2 protein-coding genes are annotated in these 1,891 nt (G+C 62.1%); both read right to left on the reverse strand.

Features of this window, described 5'->3' with window-relative positions; genetic code table 11:
• Nucleotides 1-1,334 (reverse strand): type VI secretion system tip protein TssI/VgrG (gene tssI, locus DDT52_RS20770; RefSeq protein WP_136157992.1); only part of this gene is annotated, 1,334 nt, incomplete at its 3' end.
• 176 nt (nucleotides 1,335-1,510) lie between these two features.
• The coding region (locus DDT52_RS20775) for an Hcp family type VI secretion system effector (RefSeq protein WP_136157993.1) at nucleotides 1,511-1,891 on the reverse strand (381 nt) is incomplete at its 5' end.

Here is a 1,891-nt window from a genome sequence, read left to right on the forward strand (position 1 = left end):
ATAGGCTGGTCCGGGTCGCCTTCCAGGAAACTGACGATAACTTCATGGCCGATACGCGGTATCGCAATCAGACCGTACTGGCCGCCCGCCCAGCCCTGACTCACCCGCACCCAGCACGAACTCTGGTCATCGCTTGCCCCGTAGCGGTCCCACGGGAATTGCAGCTTAATCCTGCCGTATTCGTCGCAGTAGATTTCCTCGCCCGCCGGTCCCACCACCGTCGCTATCTGCGGACCGTCCACCATCGGCTTGTACGGCATACCGGTACGCCACGTCATGCTGGCCTTTATCACCTCGAAACTGTTGCTGTAGGTGGTCGGCTCGCCGCCGCTTTCTTCTTCCAGCGCCTGGGGCTGCTGCCCGCTGTGCGTGATGGCAACCAGTTGCCAGGCGATATTGAGCTGGGGATTCGGGTGCCCGGTGAGCGTGAAGCTGCTGCCCGGCAGCAGCATTGCCGCATTGGATTCGCCGCCGCCGGTCATGGCGCCTGCCCGCAACGCATCCAGCCGGTAGCCGGTAAACGCCTTGCCGCTCGGGTCCTGTTTAAAGCGACCGGGATAGTCGTAGTGCTGGTAGCTTTCGCGCTGATGCGAGAGGTCGCTGCCGGGTTTGGTGTGCGACAGCCCGTAGGCCGGGGTTTTAAAACTGTAGTCTTTCAGTTCCACCTCGGCGGTGCGCACCGCTTCGGCATAGCGGAAGCGCCGCACATACGCGCCCTCGCTCAACCCCTGTGTGGCAAGGTTGAAGAACAGCTCCGGCCCTTTGGCCAGCGCCCCCGCGTCGTCGGCAAACACCAGCCGGTGCATGCCTTCCTCAAATTCGTGGAAGAAGTACAATCCTTCTTCCGCCGCCAGCCGGGTGATAAACGCCAAATCGCTTTCCCGGTACTGCACGCAGTATTCCCGCGCCGCATGTTCGTGACGCAGCGCAAAGGCGTAATCGGTGATGCCGGACTCTTCCAGCAGCGTGCCGATAATCTCCTCCGGCTTCTGCGCCTGAAAGATACGGGCGTTGGTACGCAGCCCCAGCCGCCACAGCGCCGGGCGCACCTCCGCCTGATAGCGCGTGCGGCGAAAGCCGGTATCGCCCTGGGCGAAGGCGCTGACCATCCCGCTCACCCGGCGTTGCAGTTCGCCCTCGTACCACACCATCAGCTCACACGGCTGGTCCAGCACCGCGCCAAAATCGATACCCGGCAAGGGACTTGCCAGATTCAGCGACAGGGCAAACGGCTGATTAAGCGCTTCGCTGAGCTGAAAATCCACCACCGCAAAGGTCGATTCCGGCAACGCGCCGACCTTGACGGTGAACTGCAATCCTGTACTGTTGGCCATCGTCTTCTCCTTTTCCCTCGCTTCCACGGCTACCGCACGCCCCGAAAGCTCCCCGGTGCGCTGACGCATCATTCACTGCGGTATCTTGTCCCCGCGCTCTGGTCTGAGACCTTCACACCACAACGCCGGCGCTATAAGTGAAAAAGCCCGGAACGCGTCCGGGCAAGAAAATGGTGTTACGCTTCGACCGGCGCGCGCCAGTCGTCGGAGCCGGAGGTGCCGGCTACCGTGTGCTCCCAGTCGATTTTGCGGTACGCCAGCGATACTTCAATCATCTGGGTGTAATCCAGTTTCGACGGGTCCTGGCAGTGCGGCATCTGGCAATCGATGTCCACGATGGTGGCGTCGGTCAGCACGGTGGAGAAGAAGTGCTCCTGTTTGCCTTCCACCGAGGTGCGATACCATTTCAGGGTGACGGTCGGCAGCATCTCGCCGGAGGCCAGGGCGTTGTACATCAGCGGGACGGCCTTGTTCAGCGCCACGGTGAATTTGAACGGCTTGTGGACGCGCTGACCGGAAGGCTGACCGGACTGAGGGTCGGTGGGGACGGTGACGAC

This window comes from Brenneria roseae subsp. roseae, from assembly GCF_003115845.1.
Classification (GTDB): Bacteria; Pseudomonadota; Gammaproteobacteria; order Enterobacterales; family Enterobacteriaceae; genus Brenneria; species Brenneria roseae.